The sequence below is a fragment of the Shewanella sp. MBTL60-112-B2 genome (assembly GCF_019655055.1).
Taxonomy (GTDB): domain Bacteria; phylum Pseudomonadota; class Gammaproteobacteria; order Enterobacterales; family Shewanellaceae; genus Shewanella.
Map to the genome: position 1 here is coordinate 1 of NZ_BPFA01000047.1, position 17425 is coordinate 17425.

Annotated in this window: 12 protein-coding genes; 9 read left to right on the forward strand and 3 right to left on the reverse strand. The window is 44.6% G+C overall.

Annotation, left to right across the window (positions count from 1 at the left end):
* From K5Q73_RS20395 to K5Q73_RS20435, 9 genes are all read left to right on the forward strand, one after another.
* The coding region (locus K5Q73_RS20395; protein WP_220766173.1) for a hypothetical protein at nucleotides 1–255 on the forward strand (255 nt) is incomplete at its 5' end.
* Between the two features lie 85 nt (nucleotides 256–340).
* On the forward strand, nucleotides 341–721 hold the full coding sequence (locus K5Q73_RS20400; protein WP_220765785.1) for a VOC family protein: 381 nt from the start codon (nucleotides 341–343) through the stop codon (nucleotides 719–721).
* Between the two features lie 222 nt (nucleotides 722–943).
* The gene (locus tag K5Q73_RS20405) at nucleotides 944–1360 is read left to right on the forward strand and encodes a CBS domain-containing protein (protein WP_220765784.1); all 417 of its coding nucleotides are present in this window, start codon (nucleotides 944–946) and stop codon (nucleotides 1358–1360) included.
* Between the two features lie 195 nt (nucleotides 1361–1555).
* Nucleotides 1556–5437 carry an ATP-dependent RNA helicase HrpA gene (gene hrpA / locus K5Q73_RS20410; RefSeq protein WP_220765783.1) on the forward strand — a complete coding sequence of 1294 codons (3882 nt, stop codon included), beginning with the start codon at nucleotides 1556–1558 and terminating at the stop codon, nucleotides 5435–5437.
* An 863-nt stretch (nucleotides 5438–6300) separates the two neighbouring features.
* A complete protein-coding gene (locus K5Q73_RS20415) occupies nucleotides 6301–6459 on the forward strand; it encodes a periplasmic nitrate reductase, NapE protein (protein WP_220766174.1) in 159 nt (52 codons plus the stop codon).
* 36 nt (nucleotides 6460–6495) lie between these two features.
* The gene (locus tag K5Q73_RS20420; protein ID WP_220763376.1) at nucleotides 6496–6753 is read left to right on the forward strand and encodes a chaperone NapD; all 258 of its coding nucleotides are present in this window, start codon (nucleotides 6496–6498) and stop codon (nucleotides 6751–6753) included.
* A gap of 2 nt (nucleotides 6754–6755) precedes the next feature.
* Nucleotides 6756–9245, forward strand: a complete 2490-nt coding sequence (gene napA, locus K5Q73_RS20425; RefSeq protein ID WP_220763378.1) for a nitrate reductase catalytic subunit NapA — start codon at nucleotides 6756–6758, stop codon at nucleotides 9243–9245.
* Between the two features lie 12 nt (nucleotides 9246–9257).
* Nucleotides 9258–9743 (forward strand): nitrate reductase cytochrome c-type subunit, encoded by a 486-nt coding sequence (locus K5Q73_RS20430; protein ID WP_220763194.1) that lies wholly within the window; start codon nucleotides 9258–9260, stop codon nucleotides 9741–9743.
* An 8-nt stretch (nucleotides 9744–9751) separates the two neighbouring features.
* A complete protein-coding gene (locus K5Q73_RS20435) occupies nucleotides 9752–10351 on the forward strand; it encodes a cytochrome c3 family protein (RefSeq protein WP_220763196.1) in 600 nt (199 codons plus the stop codon).
* Between the two features lie 89 nt (nucleotides 10352–10440).
* Here K5Q73_RS20435 and K5Q73_RS20440 read toward each other — a convergent pair whose 3' ends face one another.
* The 3 genes from K5Q73_RS20440 to recB form a co-directional block, all read right to left on the reverse strand.
* On the reverse strand, nucleotides 10441–11445 hold the full coding sequence (locus K5Q73_RS20440; protein WP_220763198.1) for a D-alanine--D-alanine ligase: 1005 nt from the start codon (nucleotides 11443–11445) through the stop codon (nucleotides 10441–10443).
* A 233-nt stretch (nucleotides 11446–11678) separates the two neighbouring features.
* A complete protein-coding gene (gene recD / locus K5Q73_RS20445) occupies nucleotides 11679–13658 on the reverse strand; it encodes an exodeoxyribonuclease V subunit alpha (protein ID WP_220763200.1) in 1980 nt (659 codons plus the stop codon).
* Nucleotides 13655–17425, reverse strand: a complete 3771-nt coding sequence (recB, locus tag K5Q73_RS20450) for an exodeoxyribonuclease V subunit beta (protein ID WP_374706894.1) — start codon at nucleotides 17423–17425, stop codon at nucleotides 13655–13657. The genes recD and recB overlap by 4 nt, the downstream gene beginning before the upstream one ends.

Sequence of the window (17425 nt, forward strand, 5' to 3'; positions counted from 1 at the left end):
GGGACTATTACTGCGATTTTTCTTTTAATCGGACTATCTAAAGAATCTTTCACAAAAGCTCCCACCTCAGCATTTTGGATAATGGTTGGTTGTGTAATATATGAGGTAATGCAGCCCACTTTAGGAACAGGAATTTTCGATTGGCAGGATTTTGTTGCTGTAGTCATTACAGGATGTATTGTTGTTTATTCATTACATTTATCAAATAAAAATTGGTTAGAACCTCAACATAGCAAGCAAAAAAATCAGGACTAAATTAGTTGGCTTTTGTTCCTTTGTCGCTTATTTTTGTCTACTACAATTTGCCCCTTATAGGGAGTTAGGCTGACAAGGAGCTTAAGTGAATTTAAATCAAGTTACGTTACCAGTAAATAATATGGAAACGTCTACGGAGTTTTATCGTGCTCTAGGTTTTATTCAAATAGTTGATACTCCACACTATGCTCGTTTTGAATGTCCTGAAGGTGATTCAACTTTTTCATTATCATTAGACAACTCTGAATTTATAAGTCGTACGGTTATCTATTTCGAACACGAAGAATTGGATAATTTGGTTAATCAACTAAAGGCTAAAGGCATTAATTTCGAACAAGACCCTACAGATGAAAGTTACTTATGGCGAGAAGCTGTTTTACTTGATCCTTCAGGTAATAAAATTAAACTTTATTGGGCAGGTGAAAACCGCCTTAATCCGCCTTGGCGAGTCGAAATACGTACCTAACAAACAACTATGGCGTCAATAACTCATTTTCTAGTCTCCTGCAGCAGACTGAGCGCATTTCATTTGTTAGTCACCATTTAAGTTGCTGCTTTTGGAGTCGTAGACTACAAGGTAGCTTAACTTTCGCTAAAACCTTTGCCGATTTAGCTTATCGCGTTAATCCCCGCCGTAGTTGTTAATTCTTAGCTAAACTAAAAAAGAGCAACTTAATAGGGGAATGCAATGGATTCAATCAATGTACAAGAACACATGGATCGCCAACCTGTATTATTATCGCCTTCTATGTCGTTAGCCACGGCAGTAGAGCTATTACTAACAAATAAGAAAATTGGTGCACCTGTGGTTGAAGCTGATGGTAAGCTAGTGGGCTTCTTGTCACAGCAGGACTGCCTTGCAGTGATGCTTAAGAGTAGCTATCACTGCGATTTAATTGCGATTGTAAAAGATTGTATGCGCACCGATGTGTTATCTGTCACGCCAAACTCAAGCGTGTTGCAACTGGCTGAACAGATGTTAGGGCCTAAGCCGAAAATCTATCCAGTGGTTGAAGAGGGTAAGGTGGTCGGTACAATTAGCCGTGCTAACGTGCTCGAAGCGATTAACACATATATGCAGCAGTGTTATCTGTCACCGGCCTAATTAGCAGATAACAATTCACTTCATATTTGCAGCTGATAAGAGCCATAATGCTGGCTCTTATCAATTTTAGCTGAGCAGGGCTATTAAAATGGCCTGTTCAGCTTGAGAACATCAAGTATTTTTAAGCCAGCTATACCAACATACTGCGTTACTTGCTAGGATCACTCTCTTTCGTCTTGGCTATGGAATTTGCACTTGAGTTCGCAACAGCATCCTTTATCTAACGCATTCTTAAAATCCTGTTATGAAGCGGACGCCGCAAAAATTAGGCGTCGTCTGTTTAGGCTCAGAAAAGAGCCCGACTCAGAGAAAAAAACAGCCACTCTAGAAGCACTTGAGCTGTTAGCGCTTGAGTCTCGCCAAAAAGTCGAGTTGCGTTTGGCTAACCGTCCAAAAATCACCTATCCCGATAGTTTACCTGTCTCGCAAAAGCGCGATGAAATTGCTGCTGCGATTGCCAATCATCAAGTGGTGATTGTGGCGGGTGAAACTGGCTCCGGTAAAACCACTCAGCTTCCTAAAATCTGTTTAGAATTAGGTTTGGGGTCTCGAGGCTTGATTGGCCATACTCAGCCACGCCGATTAGCGGCGCGCAGTGTTGCTACCCGCATCGCCGAAGAGATGAATACGCCACTAGGCGAAGCCGTTGGTTTTAAAGTTCGTTTTGCCGATGCAATTAATAACGACTCGTACATTAAGTTAATGACTGACGGTATTTTGCTCGCCGAGTTAACCAATGATAAATACTTAAACCAATATGACGCCATTATTATCGATGAGGCTCACGAGCGTAGCCTTAACATCGATTTTATTTTGGGTTATTTGAAAAATGTATTGAGCAAACGTCCCGATCTTAAGGTGATTATTACCTCGGCAACCATTGATGTCGATCGTTTCTCTAAGCACTTTAATAATGCGCCAGTGATTGAAGTGTCAGGCCGTACTTATCCGGTTGAAACGCGCTACCGCCCATTAGTCCAAGACCAAGATGATGATTTAGATCTTGTTGAAGGCATATTTGCAGCAACTGATGAGTTGATGCAAGAAGGGCTTGGCGACATTCTTATTTTTATGAATGGTGAGCGTGAAATTCGTGACGTTGCTGAGCAGCTTAATCGACGTAATTATCGTGATACTGAGATTTTACCGCTTTACGCGCGCCTATCTTATGGCGAGCAATCTAAAGTGTTTAGCAGTCATGTAGGCCGCCGAATCGTATTGGCGACCAACGTGGCTGAAACATCGTTAACGGTTCCGGGTATTCGTTACGTTATTGACCCGGGTACTGTGCGTATTAGCCGCTACAGTTACCGCACTAAGGTGCAGCGTTTACCTATTGAGCCTATCTCTCAAGCTAGTGCTAACCAGCGTCAGGGTCGTTGTGGTCGTGTGGCACCGGGTATTTGTATTAGGCTGTATAGTGAAGACGATTTTATCTCTCGTCCTCAATTTACTGATCCCGAGATCCTGCGTACTAACCTAGCATCGGTTATTTTAAAGATGTTGGCGATTGGTTTAGGCGATATCGAAGGCTTCCCATTTATTCAGCCACCAGATTCACGTTATATTCGTGACGGCTTTATGTTACTCGAAGAGCTGCAAGCGGTCGTTAAAAAGAAAGGCCGCTTAGACTTAACACAGCTGGGTCGTCAATTGGCGCACATCCCAGTGGATCCGCGTTTGGCGCGTATGGTGATAGAAGCGCAGCAAAATGGTTGTCTACATGAAGCGCTGGTCATTACTGCTGGTCTGTCGATTCAAGATCCGCGCGAGCGTCCAATGGACAAGAAGCAAGCGGCCGATCAAGCCCATAATCGCTATAGCGATAAAGATTCTGATTTTGTTTCTTGGCTAAATCTATGGGATCACATTAAGCAAAGCCAAAAAGAACTGTCGAGTAATCAGTTTAGAAAGCTGTGTAAGAGTGAGTTTTTAGCGTATTTACGTGTACGTGAATGGCAAGATTTGTACACTCAGTTAAGGCAAGCAACCCATGAGCTTAAGTGGAAACTTAACTCTCCTACCGAAGAGCTTGATTATGAAGGCTTACATCGCTCGTTATTGACAGGTCTTTTAAGTCATATTGGTTTTAAAGATAAAGACAACGAGTATTTAGGTGCACGTAGTCGCAAGTTTTTTGTGTTTCCAGGCTCACCATTAGCCAAAAAAGGTCCTAAATGGATTATGGCGGCAGAGCTGACTGAAACCTCGCGCTTATTTGCCCGCTGTTGCGCTAAAATTCAACCTGAATGGGTTGAGCCTCTAGCGGCGCATTTGGTTAAAAAGAACTACGTAGAGCCTCACTTTGAGTCCAAACAAGGCTCTGTGGTCGCATTAGAGAACCAAGTGCTGTTTGGCCTGCAAATTGTCAACCGACGCAAGGTGCAATATGGCCCTGTAGAGCCTGTTGAAGCGCGTGAGATCTTTATTCGTTCGGCACTTGCCGATGGTGAATTACGCACCAATGAAGCGTTTTTCATTAATAACCAGAAGTTATTACTGGATATTGAATCGCTTGAGCACAAGTCGCGCCGCCGCGATATTCTTGTTGATGAACAAGCCTTATACGCATTTTATGAGCCTAAAATACCTGATGGTATTTATAACGCTCCTAAGTTTATAAAGTGGTGGAAAGAGACTAAAAAGTCCACGCCAGAACTGCTCGATTTTGAGCGTGAAACCTTGATGCAGCGTAGTAGTGACCATATATCAGCGCTGGATTTCCCTGAAAAATGGCATAAAGGCAACTTGGTGCTTAAAGCCAGTTATCACTTTGAGCCCTCAAGCCTCGATGATGGCGTCTCTGTGCATATTCCTGTTGCCCTGATTAATCAGATCGATGAGCAAGACTTTGACTGGATTGTGCCAGGTTTGCGTGAAGAAAAGTGTATTGCGTTAATCAAGTCGTTGCCTAAAGCATTACGTCGTAACTTTGTTCCTGCCCCTGATTACGCCAAAGCGTGTTTGCAAGCTATGGTGCCATTTGAGTTGTCATTGATTGATGCCATGTCTAAACAACTGTTACGCATGAGTGGAACGCGCATTTCAGCCGAAGATTTTGATCTAAGCCAGTTAGCCAAGCACTTATTAGTTAACTTTAAAATTGAAGGTGACAAAGGCAAATTGTTGGCAGAAGGGCGTGAGCTTGAGCCATTAAAGGCGAGTATGCAGGGCCAAGTTGTACAGGCTATTCGTAGCGTTGCCGATTCAGGCATAGAGAAAAAGGGTCTTGAGCAATGGACCTTTGGAGACTTGCCTAAGCAGTTTGAGCAGAAAAAAGGTAACTTTGAAGTCAAAGCATTCCCTGCGCTGGTGGATGATAAAACCAGTGTGTCGATTAAATTATTCGATGATGAATTTGAAGCGCAAAAACACCATCGTGTTGGCTTACAGCGATTATTGCTGTTAAACATTCCGTCACCAGTAAAGCACTTGCAAAAAACCTTGCCTAATAAGGCTAAACTGGCAATGTACTTTAACCCATTCGGTCAGGTTAATATCCTGATAGATGACATTCTGTCTGCGGCAGTGCAGCAACTCTTGGATGAAAAGGGCATTGATGTACGCTCACAAACAGCCTTTACCGAGGCCAAAGACTGGGTCAGACAGGAACTGAACCCTACCGCTGAGAAAATTGCATTGAAGGTTGAAGAGATCTTAACTATCTACAACCGTATTAAGAAACGCTTAAAGGGCAAGATCAGCCTAGATATCGCGTTTGCGATGAGTGATATTCAAAGCCAATTAGACCAATTGGTGTTTAAAGGTTTTGTAGAGCAGTCTGGCTGGCAACGATTAGGCGATTTGAACCGCTACTTAAAGGGGATTGAGAATCGTCTAGAGAAGCTCCCCGTTGACCCTAACCGTGACCGCTTACATATGCTGAGTGTAAATAAGGTTCAAGAGCTACTCAAAGCACAAATGGCTAAGTTGCCTAAGTCACAACCTATTCCAGAATCTCTAATTGAAGCTCGCTGGATGATTGAAGAATATCGGGTCTCTTGTTTTGCACAGGTACTGGGTACGGCTTATCCTATTTCGGAAAAGCGTATTTTGAATCAGATAGCTCAAGCATGATGTTAAGTTAGATTTGTTTGTGCACTAAAAAACGCACGGTTAACCCCGTGCGTTTTTTTATGTCTTTTTTTTGATAAAAGATGATTCTTCTCTATCTCGCTTAATTCCCATTTGACGCCTCATAATACCAATCAGTATAAAGATTTGGTCGCTCAGCGAGAGTTTAGCGGTTCTGAGGCAAGGCAACGAGTGAAGAGCATAGTTGTTCTACGGTTAAGCTCGTTAACACAGCATCAGAACCGCTAAAACTCGCCATTCTGGAGCGTTTTTGGCTGCCTACTTCAGCGTTGAAAAGCTTTACAAGGGAATAGCCATTCTTACAGCTATTCGCCTTGAATTAGTTTGCCAAAAAACACTCTGAGTAGATCAACTTCTTATACTGATTGGTATAACATTATTCTGATTGGTATAAAACACTTGCCATCTCATTTCTCATTTCTGCAATAACCATAATTTCACTCACAGTTTGAATGTTATTTAACCAATATTAAAAATAAGCTTAATACCTCTTAGTGAATATTTTGTTATAAAACCCATCGAATCGTTTGATATTTAACCTGTTTTAACCCATTGTTTAGAATGTTATGAATAGCTTAATAAGTGATTTTACTGGTTTATTAATCGGAATTAGTACTTAGGAAGGGTGATCTTGGTAATTAAGCTTTAAAAATGATGATCTGGATCAACCTGAGTATGCTTTTACCGAATTGTGGGTATACAGAATCTTGTTAACTTATTGATATCATTTTGTGCAAGATGAAAGCAAAGAGTAAATGGCTGTAATAGCCGATTAATTTTCTGGCTTTAACATAAATCGACTCACCATAAAAACATGTTAGATAGTCCCACTCGTTGGAGGATTTATGAGTTCCACACCGAATGATGAGAAAAAATTAGAGTTTAGAATATTCATTTTTCTGACTGTATTTCTCGCCCCCCTTTTATCTGTTTTGCTTGTATCTGGTCTCGGCTTTGCAATTTGGTTTGCCCAAATTCTGACTGGCCCACCAGGTGCAGGTTAAGCCTATAAAAACAAAAATATAAATAGAGTAATAAAGATGAGCAATGAACTTCATGTAACAAGCTTAGTACTTCAAGTACAACCTGAGCAGATGTCAGCAGTAAGGCAAACCATCATCGAAATGGAAAACGCCGAATTGTCGGTAAATAACGAAGTGAAATTGGTCGTAGTGCTAGAAGGCGATAGCCAGAAATCATTAATGACAAGTATCGAAACTATTAATGCCATCCCAGGAGTGTTGTCGGCTGCAATGGTTTATCACCAAAGTGAAGTGCTTGAAGAGGGTGAACAATGAAAATGAACAGACGCGAATTTATGAAGGCCAACGCTGCTTTGACTGCAGCAAGTGTTGCCGGTTTAGCCTTACCCGCCACCGCGAGTAACCTGATCACCAGTTCAGAAGAAACAAAACTAGAATGGAACAAGGCGCCGTGTCGTTTTTGCGGTACAGGTTGCTCGGTGATTGTTGCAACGCGTGACGGTAAAGTGGTTGCAACCCATGGTGATGCAGAAAGTGAAGTCAACAAGGGTCTTAACTGTATCAAAGGCTACTTCCTATCAAAGATCATGTACGGTAAAGATAGACTGCAAACCCCAATGCTACGTATGACAGACGGTAAGTATGATAAGAACGGTGAGTTTACTTCCGTCTCTTGGGATACCGCCTTTGACACTATGGCGCAAAAGTGGAAGAAAACCATTAAAGACAAAGGGCCGACCGCTATCGGTATGTTTGGCTCTGGCCAGTGGACAGTTTGGGAAGGTTACGCTGCTTCAAAACTAATGAAAGCAGGCTTTGGTTCAAACAATATCGACCCTAACGCACGTCACTGTATGGCCTCTGCCGTTGGTGGCTTTATGCGAACCTTTGGTATCGATGAGCCAATGGGTTGTTATGATGATATGGAAGCGGCCGATGCATTCGTGCTTTGGGGCTCAAATATGGCTGAGATGCACCCGATCCTTTGGAGCCGTGTTACAGACCGTCGCCTAAGTGCACCTCATGTTAAAGTTTCTGTACTGTCGACCTTTGAGCATAGATCATTCGATCTTGCCGACTTAGGCATTGTATTTACGCCACAAACTGACCTGGCAATGTTGAACTTTATTGCTAACTACATCATTCAAAACGATAAAGTTAACTGGGACTTTGTTAATAAGCACGTTAATTTCCGCCAAGGTCAAACTGATATCGGTTATGGCCTGCGTCCATCGCATCCGCTACAAAAAGCGGCCAAGAACGTTAAAACAGCGGGTGACTCAACACCTATCGATTTTGAGGCATTTAAGAAGTTTGTTGCCGATTACGACGTTGAGTCTGTAAGCAAGCTTTCCGGTGTACCAGAAGATAAGCTCATCGAGCTGGCTGAGATTTATGCTGATCCAAACAAGAAAGTCACCTCTTTCTGGACCATGGGCTTTAACCAGCATACTCGCGGTGTATGGTGTAACAATCTGATTTATAACATCCATCTGCTAACCGGTAAGATCTCTACCCCGGGTAACAGCCCATTCTCATTAACGGGTCAGCCATCAGCTTGTGGTACGGCGCGTGAGGTGGGAACTTTCTCACACCGTTTGCCAGCCGATATGGTGGTTAAGAATCCTAAGCATAGAGCGATTGCTGAAAAGATTTGGCGTATTCCAAGTGGCATCATTCCGCCAAAGCCTGGTTATCACGCCGTTGAGCAAAACCGTCGTCTAAAAGATGGTGACATCAATGCCTATTGGGTGCAGGTGAACAACAATATGCAGGCCGGTCCTAATATTAATGAAGAAGGATTACCAGGTTATCGTAACCCTGAAAACTTCATCGTAGTATCAGATGCTTACCCAACTGTCACCACACAGGCTGCCGATCTTATTCTGCCAACTGCCATGTGGGTTGAGAAAGAGGGCGCCTATGGTAACGCCGAGCGTCGTACTCAGTTCTGGCATCAAATGGTGAAAGCACCGGGTGAGTCTCGTTCAGATCTATGGCAGCTAATGGAGTTCTCAAAGCGCTTTACGACTGATGAAGTGTGGCCAGCCGATGTGCTTGCAGCTAACCCTGAGTTCAAAGGTAAGACATTGTTTGAAGTGCTATATCAAAACGGTAACGTGGAGAAATTCCCGCTATCAGATAGAGATAGCAAGTACATGAATGATGAAGCTGAAGACTTTGGTTTCTACGTTCAAAAAGGCTTATTTGAAGAGTACGCCACCTTTGGTCGTGGCCATGCCCATGATTTGGCACCATTTGATACTTACCATGAAGTACACGGTCTACGTTGGCCTGTGGTGGACGGTAAAGAGACTAAATGGCGCTTTAAAGAAGGTAGCGATCCGTATGTGAAGCCTGGAACAGGGTTTGAATTCTACGGCAAGCCAGATGGTAAAGCGGTGATTTTCGCATTGCCATACGAGCCTGCTGCTGAGTCACCAGATGAAGAGTTCGATATCTGGTTATCAACGGGTCGTGTACTAGAGCATTGGCATTCAGGCTCAATGACTCAACGCGTTCCTGAGTTATATCGCGCCTTCCCTGATGCTGTATGTTTTATGCATCCACAAGATGCGAAGCAGCGAGGCTTACGCCGGGGTGATGAAGTACGTGTGATTTCTCGCCGAGGTGAAATTAAGACCCGAGTCGAAACCCGTGGGCGTAACAAGCCTCCTGTGGGATTAGTGTTTGTGCCTTGGTTCGATGCCAGTCAGCTGATTAACAAGGTGACTCTCGATGCGACAGATCCTCTGTCTAAGCAGACCGACTTTAAGAAGTGTGCAGTGAAGATCGTCAAGGCATAAGGAGAAATAATAATGAAAACATTAACACGAGTATCTGCAGCTGCTTTGGTGAGCTTATCTTTAGCAAGTGCTTTTAGTGTTTCAGCTGAGGTTATTCCAGCAGACAAAATAGCGACGCTGCGTGATGCGCCGTTGAACGTCGAGCCAACGCCACCTGCGATGCAAAAAGTGATTAACTCTGACGTAAAAGAAGTGCGTAATTATCCGATGCAGCCACCTGTGATCCCTCATAAGATTGATGGTTATCAGGTTAACTTAAAGGTTAATAAGTGTATGTCTTGTCATGACCGTAGCCGTACGGGTGACTCACAAGCGCCGATGGTGAGCGTAACTCACTACATGGACCGTGAGAATAACTTTCTGGCGACGCTCTCACCAAGACGTTACTTCTGTACCCAATGCCACGTACCACAACTAGACGCTAAGATATTAGTGCCAAATGAGTTTGTGGATATGGACCAGCTAATGAAAGCCGATTCTAATAAGAAAGCGCACTAGGAGTAGTTATGATCGCTAAATTACGATCTTTCCTTAAAAAGGTATGGACAGTGCTGAGAAAGCCTAGTGTTCACTACAGCTTAGGCTTTCTAACACTCGGTGGCTTCGTTGCTGGGGTGATATTCTGGGGGGGCTTTAACACTGCTCTAGAAGTCACCAACCAAGAAGCGTTTTGTATTGGTTGCCATGAGATGGAAAACAACGTTTACCAAGAGATGCAATCGACCATTCACTTTACTAACCGAAGTGGTGTGCGAGCGACTTGTCCTGATTGTCATGTACCTCATAACTGGACCGATAAGATTGCTCGTAAGATGCAAGCATCGAAAGAGGTGTGGGGTAAGGTATTTGGTACTATCAATACTCGCGAAAAGTTTGAAGAGAAGCGTCGTGAGCTTGCTGAGCATGAGTGGGCGCGTTTAAAGGCTAACGATTCGCTGGAGTGCCGTAACTGTCACAACTTCGATTACATGGACTTTACCCGTCAATCACCGCGAGCGGCTCAGATGCACTCTACCTCTCTTGCTAGTGGTGAGAAGACCTGTATCGACTGCCATAAAGGTATTGCTCATCACCTTCCTGATATGAAAGGTGTAGAAGGTTGGTAGGCTAGTCTTGCTTTGATAGCTTGAAACTAAAAAGCCAGCGCATATTGCGCTGGCTTTTGTTTTTAAGGCTAAAGACGTAAGTTATTACGTTAGCTTTTTAACTGCGCCAAAATATTACCCGAAAGGTACTGGGCAAAATCATGACCATGATTTTGTAGCATCTTAGGGAACATAGAGATATGAGTTTGCCCAGGGAAGGTGTTGATCTCATTAAGCAAGATTTCATTGTCTTCGGTTAAGAAGAAATCAATTCTCGACAGGTGACGTAGCTTCATTCCTTTAAACGCTTTAATCGCGTAATCTTGAATTTGCTTGGCAATCACCTCATCAACATCAGCTTCAATGACAGTCAGTGCTTGACTGTTTTCTGCATACTTCTCATCGAAGCTATAGAAAGTATTGCTAGCGCAGATAATTTCCCCCGGTTTGGTGGCGATGATCTCACCATTCACTTCATAGGCGGCGACTTCTAATTCGCGTGCGGTAATAGTCTTCTCGATAACCACATAAGGCGAGTAGGTAAACGCTTCTTCCAGTGAACTGGCTAGCTGAACGAGGCTATCTACTCGGTAACAACCAACCGATGAGCCCTGTGAAGCGGCTTTAATAAAGATAGAGCCCCATTTTACCAATGCAGCCTCAGCTTGTTCTATAGCCTGTTGGTTAAACTCGCTTAAGAAAATATACGGCGTATTGGGGATCCCAAGCGCGCTAAACCACATTTTAGCGGTGACTTTATTGAAGCAGTTGCTGCTCGATTCTGAGTCACAGCCAAAGTAAGGCAGATTGATTAAGCCGAAATAGGACTGGATATCTCCGGTTTCACCGGGGTAGCCGTGAATACAAGGGATGACATAGTCCACATTCCATGGGGCTTTGTTTGGGTCATCAAAACGAATTTGCTTGCTATTGGTTAGCTCGCAAAGCTCGCCTGCTTGGGTGAGATATTGACCTTTAGCATTGAGTTCAACGCGCAGCACATTAAAGTGGGGTAAAGTGGCGAGTTGCGCTTCAAAAAAATTGGCCGATAACAGTGAGATACTGTGCTCATCTCCGCCGCCGCCACACAACAATAATAAATTCTTTTGGGTCATTTTGTCTCCACCTGTTACCCATGATAAAAGTCAGCTGAATCACTATGGCGTAATCACTTTTTAATGCAAGTATTGCCTAGCTGATTTTGCTTAAATGCTGTTTTTATATTCGAGATTTTAATCTCAATGTGGCTTATTTAGCCATTTTGCTGCGCTTTTAGAGATCAACAACACCACTTTACTGGTAATCCTCTAAAAGCACAGGTTCGACTCGAAAAACTTAATTGAATAAATTAATCGCGCCATAAGCGTTGGGCTAAACCCGATGCGCGCTGGGTTAGACTACGGCTAGCTTGTTCAAACACTCGTTGACTGCCTAGGCAGGTAAAGTGATGCTTAGCGCGAGTGATGGCTGTGTAAACCAACTCTTTAGTTAAGAGTTGCTGCTGGGCAACACTTGGCTTTACAGGCAGTACTAAAGACACGTGGCTAAACTCGCTGCCTTGGCTCTTATGCACCGTCATGGCATAACAGGTTTCATGGCTAGGTAATCGAGCAGGTAATACTTTGAGTAAACTCCCATCAGCCTGAATAAAGTGCGCCATTAAACGACCGGTTTGGCTACTGCTATCGGGTAAAATCAATCCAATATCACCGTTAAATAATCCGAGGTTGTAATCATTGCTCTGAATGATAATAGGGCGGCCAGCATAAAACTCTTGCTCAGGATGGATAAGTCCCTTAGCGGCTAGTGCTGTGGTGACGCTCTGATTTATGCCTTCAACACCATATTCACCTGCGCGCATGGCACATAAAATACGGTATTGATTAAAGCTGTCGATAATCTTGTCGGCATCGACGTCTCCTTGCGACATGGCCGCCAGATATATCCCGTATTGCTCTATGGTCTGGACAAGTAGTGCCTCGAGTCCCTTATTACCCGCTGAACTGTTACCGTGGGCAGTATTAGATATTGTATGCTCTAGCCAGCACAACTCTTGATAGCCAGTCTGCCAAACTTCGGCGATGCGAGGCAGGTTAGAGTGATTAACCGCGGTTGCTAGCTGACCAATACCGGCATCACCCTGAAAACGATGGCTGTGCATTAGCATACATAAACTGTCACCTATTTTAGGATTTAGGCTAGTAAACTCCGCTAATGAAGTGCTGGTTAACTGGCTCAGTAGCTCAACTTGAGCCAGTGAGTAATGCATCTGCCAGCGGCTTTGTTTTGTCTTCTTATTAACTTGCTTTAAACCCGCACAGATATCGGCAAGCACTGCGCCCGCTTCAACCGAGGCGAGCTGGTCTTGGTCGCCAAGCAATATTAACTTGGCATGCTCAGGTAGAGCACAAAGCACCTTGTGCATCATAGGCAAGTCGACCATGGAGGCCTCGTCTATCACTAACAGATCCAGTCGAAGTGGATTATCTTTATGGTGCCTAAATTGGTGAGAGTTTGGGATCACCCCAAGCAAACGGTGTAAGGTGGCAGCCTCTTCGGGGATCTTAGCGATGTTTTTCTCTAGATTGACAACGCCGACTTGATTCATCTCACTGGCAAGTCTGAGCTTTGAAGCTTTAATCGATTCACTAAGGCGCGCGGCAGCCTTGCCTGTTGGCGCGACGAGCCTAATTGTCATCTCTTGTCTTGAGCATAACAAGTACAAAAGCTTGGTGACCGTGGTGGTTTTTCCTGTACCAGGGCCGCCAGTGATAACCGCTAGCTTTTTGGTCATCGCAGTGGCTGTGGCTATCTTTTGCCAGTCGTATTGCTGCTCATTGGCTGGAAATAGCTGATTTAATAACTCGCTGGCGTCATCAAGCGCTTTATCCTGACTAAGACTTGATTCGACTGGCGCAAACGAGAGTCGATTCAGATGCTCTGCCACTTGCTTTTCATAGTTAAAATAACGCTGAAGATACAAGTTGCCTTTATCGATTATTAAAGGTTTAAGCTCGGCGTCATCGGCTGTGCCAATGGCATCAAATTGTAATAGTGTTTGTTCAAGTTCATCAATGTTTATATTGATTCGGCATTGGCTGCTCTGCTCCTTAAAAGGATTCTCGCTATCAATCTGCTTTAGCGGCAGGCAAGTATGCTGACTCGATAAGTACTGACTTACCAAGGCACAAATAAGGGTAAATAGTGGCGCAGATTCTTGATGAAGCTGGGCTAATTGCAGGGCAAAGTGACGATCGAGCGAGGTGATAAGTCGCTGCTGCTGCCACTCTTTGAGTAAATCGTTGATCGGTTTAGTGGTGGTGATCATTTGACCTCCACTTGAGCGCTATTGGTTTGTGCTAAATTTTGTGCTGTCATATTATTACCGAATAGGGCATCGAGCTTTTCAATGAGTAACTTTGGCGGCTTATCGTAAAATACGCCAGATTGTGGACAGCTTGCCGACATGCCACGTAAGAAAAGATAAAAGCTACCCCCCATATGCAGATCGTAATCATAGTTCGGCATTCTCAGCGTCAGGTAACGGTGCAGGGCAAGGGTATAGATGATGTATTGCAGATCGTAACGATGACTGCGGATAGCCAGTTGCATATTGGCGTAGTGATAATGACTCAAGTCATCCCCTAAGTGATTCGACTTATAATCGGCAATAAAGAACTGACTATTATGCTCAAAAGTTAAATCGATAAAGCCTTTTAACATACCCTGTAATTCGTCAAAGCTAAGGCCTGCGCTGTAACCAAACTCAGTCAAAAGCGTATTGAGTTTGTCGCAATTAAGGGCGGTGATTGGCAGATAAAACTCCATCTCAACTAGTTTTTGGCTGGCAGTAAGTTGGGCAAGCATTAAGGAGTTATCTTTGGCTAAAGGCGCATAAAGCAGATCTAGATACCAGTCATTGAGCACTTGGGTCCAGCTTTCATCAATGCCGTATTTTGCCATGGCGATAGGCAACTGCACCTCAAGATCGGTTTGCGCCTGCGTGAAGTCAATTAGCTCTAACACTAAGTGCATAAAACTACCGGCGTTAGCGCCGCGTTCAAAGCTAAAGCGTGATGGCGAGCTATCAACTTCATCTATGATGACATCTAGCTCTGGAAACTGCTCATCATCCATACCTGGTAGCACTTTTTCATGGGCTAAATGTTTCACAAGCCCAGAGTAACTGCCTACACGCCAAGGCGTTAGCATAGGGCGATTGAGGATTTTGGGAGCAAAATCAATTGGTACCGTTTCATCTTTTTCTAGCACGACAAGTGCTTTGTCACTGTGGTCATCTGCGCCCGCTGCAGGTAATTCAGTCAGGCTGATGGCCTTAGAGTCTTTTTGTTGCAGTAATAGAGCCTGAGCGAGTAGTCGGGCATAATCGCAGGCCTTATCTTCGACTCCTAACAAATAACCGATAGCGGTTTCATGTAATTGGCTCGTCATCCCCGACTTTTTAGTAAACCGACTATGGTTGGCTATATACAAATAACACTTAAGTACGGGCCTTGTCAGCGCGACATAAAGTAGGCGTAGATCTTCCGCTAAGGTCTCTCGCTTTTGTCGATCCCAACCTTCATCTGTCTGTTCAATATCCCAAATAAGCTGATTGTCATCATGGTAAAGCATAGGGGCGGGTCTTTTACGATTATCGCGGCTCAGGCTGACAAAGGGCACAAAACAGATAGGGTATTCAAGCCCTTTACTTTTATGGATCGTGACCACTTGAACTAGGTTCTGCTCGCTCTCTAAACGCAGCTGCGCCTCTTCGTTTGGCAGATTTTCAATCAGCGCTTGCTCATACCAGTTGATTAGCGCGCTGCTACCATCGAGTTCGGTAGCTTTTTGCTGTAGCAGTTCACCTAAGTGTCTAAAGTCGGTTAAGCGCCTATCTCCCTCTTCACCATTAAGCAAACGTTCAATGATTTGTGTCTGGCTTGCAAGTGTCAGCAGAGCAGGCATGATCCCGCGCTTTAACCAAACTTGATGCAGCTGAGCAAATTGCTCCAGCAGAGTTTGACGCTTATCTTCATCTTGGTTAAAGCTATGAATCGCTTCGGCGCTATAACCGAGCAGTGAGGTGGCTAATGCACTTCTTAGTGCACGCTCATCTTTAGGGTCGGCCATGGCATAAAGCACCAGCGCCAGTTCTCTAGCTTCCAAGGTGTTGAAGACGCTATCACGGCTTAAAAATACCGAGCCAATCTGGCGCTGACCCAAGGCGGCTCGAACCACATTGGCTTCGTGCCTGTCTCTAACCAAGATAGCAATATCTTTGGCCCTTAGCGGCTTGTTGCCAATTGCGCACAGGTTTTGCTGTGCATCAATTAAAAGTCGAGCAATCTCATCGGCGACATCATCGGCGATTAATTGCCTCGCCGTGGTCTTATTCAGGCCTTTTTCAGCTTCTTCACTTAATAGTCTTAACCTTAGTGCACTGCTGTCTGCGTTTTTCTCATTAAGCACTTTCTTGTCAGCAAAGCTCGATGCTTTTACTGGCTCGAAGGGGATGGACTGACTGATAAAAGGATCGTCTCTGTGATTGAAGATCCCGTTTACCGCATCTACCATCTGCTTATTCGAGCGATAGTTGGTATCTAGGTTGTAGTGCTTTGCTGTTTGGGCGCGGGCTTGAATATAAGTGTGAATGTCGGCGCCGCGAAAGGCGTAGATAGCTTGCTTTGGATCGCCAATCATCAACAGGCTAAGTTTGTCATTTTGCGCCGAGTCGCCATTAGCTGCTGTACCTTTAGGGCCGGAGCCTTGATAGATAGCGTTAAAGATTTCAAACTGCAATGGGTCGGTATCTTGGAACTCGTCAATTAACGCCACCGGAAAGCGGCGGGCGATGCTGCTGGCTAAACTGTTCTCTTTCACTTCGTGACTATCTGTAGCAAGCTTACTATCTGTAGCCAGACTGCTTTTATTAGTCTCAGTAAGCGCTTTAGCCAGTGTTAACAGCAGATCATCTGGTGTTAGCAGGTTACGCTCAAGTTTTTGCTTGGCAAAGCGTGTGGCGATGCCGTCTCTTGCGCAATATAGAAAGCTTGGAATAAGGCTTGCGATAAGCAGTGCCAGCCTCTCGATATGATCCAGCATAGGGGCTTGCTGCGCCGAGGGCACTTCACCGCCTTTATTTAGCTTAAGCTCGTTAAGCGAGAGAGCTTCAAGAACTTTTGCTGGTGGCAGAGCCTGACCGAAGGCAACCCAGTTATCGAGATCATCGAGCATCTTCGCCAGCTTAGGGTAGCCGTCGGCCTTTTTGCCAAAGCGAGCGCCATTTAATGGCAGCGCATGTAGCAGGGCTTCGGTTTGCTCGCGCTCTCTAGGCCAGATAAGCTTAAAGCGGCTAAGGCTTTGAGTCAGTTCTGCTTCTAGCTTTGCAAAGTCTTGAGGCTTTGGACTGGCTACAGCGCTACTGGCGCCTAAAAGAGGCCTGAGCTGACGGGAGAGGGCATCGGGATCGGCGAATTTGCTGACAATCGCATCGGCTAAGCAGCCAGTTAGTGGATAACATTTCTCGCGCCAAAAATCCCGTACGGCATGGTGCAGAAACTCACTATCATCGAGGGTAAACTCAGATTCAAACAGTAAAGATGACTCAAACGCCATATCTGCCAGGATCCGCTGACAAAAACCATGAATAGTGAAAATCGCGGCTTCATCGAGGGACTTTAACGCCAAGTCTAGACGTTTGCGGGCGATAGGCAGGTTTGCTTCAGGGGTTGCACGATAAAGTGAGTTTATCAAATCGTCATCGACTTTAAGACCGATAAAACAACGATAAGCGAGCTGAATTTTCTTGCGAATTCGGTCTCTAAGCTCACCCGTTGCGGCATTGGTAAAGGTTACTACCAAAATTTGCTCGCAGGTGAGCGGTGCTTCGATACCATGGCCAAGCAGTAAGCGAACATAGAGCCCGGCAATGGTAAAGGTTTTACCCGTGCCTGCGCTGGCCTCGATTAAACGGCTACCGCCAAAAGGCAGGGTCAGTGTATCTAATGCTTCGGTGACGACATTAGCACCTAACGGGTTATTGGCTGAAGTTGTCATATTACTTGTTTGACTCTCGTTCATCTCGTCATTCAT

Bases quoted from the DNA above. Each gene is read 5' to 3' on its own strand.
- K5Q73_RS20430 (WP_220763194.1), top strand. From the start codon at position 9,258: ATGAAAACATTAACACGAGTATCTGCAGCTGCTTTGGTGAGCTTATCT.
- recB (WP_374706894.1), bottom strand. From the start codon at position 17,425: ATGAATGACGAGATGAACGAGAGTCAAACAAGTAATATGACAACTTCA.
- K5Q73_RS20440 (WP_220763198.1), bottom strand. From the start codon at position 11,445: ATGACCCAAAAGAATTTATTATTGTTGTGTGGCGGCGGCGGAGATGAG.
- recD (WP_220763200.1), bottom strand. From the start codon at position 13,658: ATGATCACCACCACTAAACCGATCAACGATTTACTCAAAGAGTGGCAG.
- K5Q73_RS20405 (WP_220765784.1), top strand. From the start codon at position 944: ATGGATTCAATCAATGTACAAGAACACATGGATCGCCAACCTGTATTA.
- K5Q73_RS20435 (WP_220763196.1), top strand. From the start codon at position 9,752: ATGATCGCTAAATTACGATCTTTCCTTAAAAAGGTATGGACAGTGCTG.
- K5Q73_RS20415 (WP_220766174.1), top strand. From the start codon at position 6,301: ATGAGTTCCACACCGAATGATGAGAAAAAATTAGAGTTTAGAATATTC.
- K5Q73_RS20420 (WP_220763376.1), top strand. From the start codon at position 6,496: ATGAGCAATGAACTTCATGTAACAAGCTTAGTACTTCAAGTACAACCT.
- napA (WP_220763378.1), top strand. From the start codon at position 6,756: ATGAACAGACGCGAATTTATGAAGGCCAACGCTGCTTTGACTGCAGCA.